This is a genomic window from Polaromonas sp., assembly GCF_030682935.1.
Taxonomy (GTDB): domain Bacteria; phylum Pseudomonadota; class Gammaproteobacteria; order Burkholderiales; family Burkholderiaceae_C; genus Polaromonas.
The window spans coordinates 1-2,730 of record NZ_JAUXNA010000295.1 but is presented as its reverse complement, the minus strand read 5'-3'; the positions used below and the strand labels follow the sequence as shown (position 1 = coordinate 2,730).

Sequence of the window (2,730 nt, the reverse complement as noted above, 5' to 3'; positions counted from 1 at the left end):
CCCTACATCAGCGTGCTGACCGACCCGACCATGGGCGGGGTGAGTGCCGGCTTTGCCTTCGTCGGCGACATCGTGATTGCAGAGCCCAAAGCCCTGATCGGCTTCGCGGGCCCGCGCGTCATTGAATCGACGGTGCGCGTGACGCTGCCGCCTGGCTTTCAGCGCGCCGAATTCCTGCAGAGCAAAGGGGCGATTGACTTCATCTGCGACCGCAGGGAACTGCGCAAGACGGTGGCGAGCTCGCTGGCCATGCTGCTCAAGCAACCGGCCGACGCCGTCAGCTAAAAACCCATGGCAGCCACCTTCGCCCTCACCGAATAGCCCCTGTTGCTTCGGCGTATTTTGCGGGTGGGACACAGGGGCTGCTCAAAAAGCGCTTGGGATGATGCCGATTCCTGCAATTTAAAGCCCGATGCCATGTCTGACGCCCTGACACTGACTTCCCTCCCCTTGTTCCCGCTGGGCACGGTGCTGTACCCTGGCGGCTTGCTGCCCTTGCAGATTTTTGAAGTCCGCTACCTGGACATGATCGGGAAATACCACAAGGCCGGTGCACCTTTTGGGGTGGTCTCGCTGACAGAAGGCGCAGAGGTGCAGCGGCCCGGTGATTCGGGACCCAACGGCGACGGCTTTGCACACGAAGCCTTCAGCAGCGTTGGAACGCTGGCGAGCATCACCGAGTTTTCGGTGCCGCAGCCCGGGCTGATGGTGATCCGCTGCCTGGGAATACAACGCTTCGAAATCTCCCGACGGGAAAAACTCAAGCACGGCCTCTGGATCGCGGATGTAACGCGGCTTGATGACGACCAGTCGGTGAAAATACCCGAGGACCTGCAAAGCACCGCGACCGCGCTGGCCAAGCTGATCCAGAGCCTGCAGGCGCGCGACCTGCCAGCCGGGCAGATGCCGATGCTGCCGCCCTATCAACTGGACGACTGCGGCTGGGTCGCCAACCGCTGGTGCGAATTGCTGCCGATACCGACAGCGCTCAAGCAGCGCCTGATGATGCTGGACAACCCGCTGCTGAGGCTGGAGCTGGTCGGCGATATTCTGGAGCGAACAGGTATTTCGTTCTGAATTTCCAGCGACGGCGGCCCTGAATTCCGGGCAAATATGCCTTTCCCGTCATTCAGCGGGCAAAACGGCCGCTTAAAAACCTAAAATCATGGATTCGGTGCCCAGTAGCCCCTCTTTTTGCAGGGCGCGGCGCCAGCCCCTTGTCGCCCCCCTTTTTTTCCGGAACCCCGACCTTATGTCCACCCCGCCGAATTCAGCCGCAGCCGGCAGCGTTGCACCCGCCCCGCACGATGAAAACAAGTTGATCATTGAGCGCCGCGAAAAGCTCAAGGCCCTGCGCCAGCATCAGGCAGACGGCAAGGGCGTGGCCTTCCCCAACGACATCAAGCCGGAACACCGGGCCGAGGCGCTGTTTGCGCAGTACGACAGCATGACCAAGGAAGAACTGGAGGCGCTGGCCGCCAAAGTGCATGTCGCGGGCCGCATGATGCTCAAGCGCGTGATGGGCAAGGCCAGCTTTGCAACCCTGCAGGACGCCTCGTTCGGCCCCTCGGGCGGGCGGATTCAGGTGTATATCAACAACGAGGGGGTGGGCGAAGACGTTCACGCCGCGTTCAAGCACTGGGACCTGGGCGACATCGTGGCGGCGACAGGCACGCTGTTCAAGACCAAAACCGGCGAATTATCGATTCACGCCACCAGCATCCGGCTGGTGACCAAAAGCCTGCGTCCGTTGCCCGACAAGTTCCACGGCATAGCGGATCAGGAAGTCAAGTACCGCCAGCGCTATGTGGACCTGATCATGGACGAGGCCACGCGCAAGCGTTTCATGGCGCGCAGCAAGGCCGTCAGCAGCATTCGGGAATTCATGGTTTCCCATGATTTTCTGGAAGTGGAAACGCCCATGCTGCATCCGATTCCGGGCGGCGCCAATGCCAGGCCGTTTAAAACCCATCACAACGCGCTGGACCAGGAGATGTTTTTGCGCATCGCGCCCGAGCTCTACCTCAAGCGCCTGATTGTGGGCGGCTTTGAGCGGGTGTTTGAGATCAACCGCAGCTACCGCAACGAAGGCATCAGCGTACGCCACAACCCCGAGTTCACCATGATGGAGTTCTACGCGGCCTGGTGGAACTACTCGGACTTGATGACATTCACCGAAGCGCTGATACGGGATGCCGCTCAAAAAGTGGCGGGTTCCCTGCAATTGACGTATGGCGGCAAGGCGGTCGACCTGAGCCTGCCCTTTGAACGCCTGACCATCCGCGAAGCCATCCTCAAGCACACCGAAGCCGGCGACCAGGTGGACGACGCGGCATGGCTGACCAGCGCGCTTAAAAAGCGGGGATTGACGGATGAAAAAGACCGCCTCTCAAGCCGCTCGCTGGCCAGCCTGCAGGTGATGTATTTTGAAGAAACCGTGGAAGAAAAGCTCTGGCAGCCCACCTTCATCTGCGAGCACCCGGTCGAGATCTCGCCGCTGGCGCGTGCCAGCGACAGCAACCCCGGCGTGACCGAGCGCTTTGAGCTCTACATCACGGGCCGCGAATTCGGCAACGGGTTCAGCGAGCTGAACGATGCCGAAGAGCAGGCCGCCCGTTTCAATGCGCAGGTGGTCGCCATGGACAGCGGCGACGACGAAGCCATGTTCTACGACCACGATTTCATCCGCGCGCTGGAATACGGCATGCCCCCCACCGGCGGTTGCGGTAT

General features: G+C 61.1%; 2 protein-coding genes and 1 pseudogene. All 3 read left to right on the top strand.

The genetic code is table 11. The features are described 5' to 3' along the window. A pseudogene (locus tag Q8K05_RS13570) lies at positions 1 to 285 on the top strand (acetyl-CoA carboxylase carboxyl transferase subunit beta); the annotation flags it as partial. A 132-nt stretch (positions 286 to 417) separates the two neighbouring features. Next, positions 418 to 1,077: an LON peptidase substrate-binding domain-containing protein gene (locus Q8K05_RS13565; RefSeq protein WP_305247148.1), complete on the top strand. Its 660-nt coding sequence runs from the start codon at positions 418 to 420 to the stop codon at positions 1,075 to 1,077. 175 nt (positions 1,078 to 1,252) lie between these two features. Further along, positions 1,253 to 2,730: lysine--tRNA ligase (gene lysS / locus Q8K05_RS13560; protein ID WP_305247147.1), on the top strand; the 1,478-nt coding region annotated here is incomplete at its 3' end.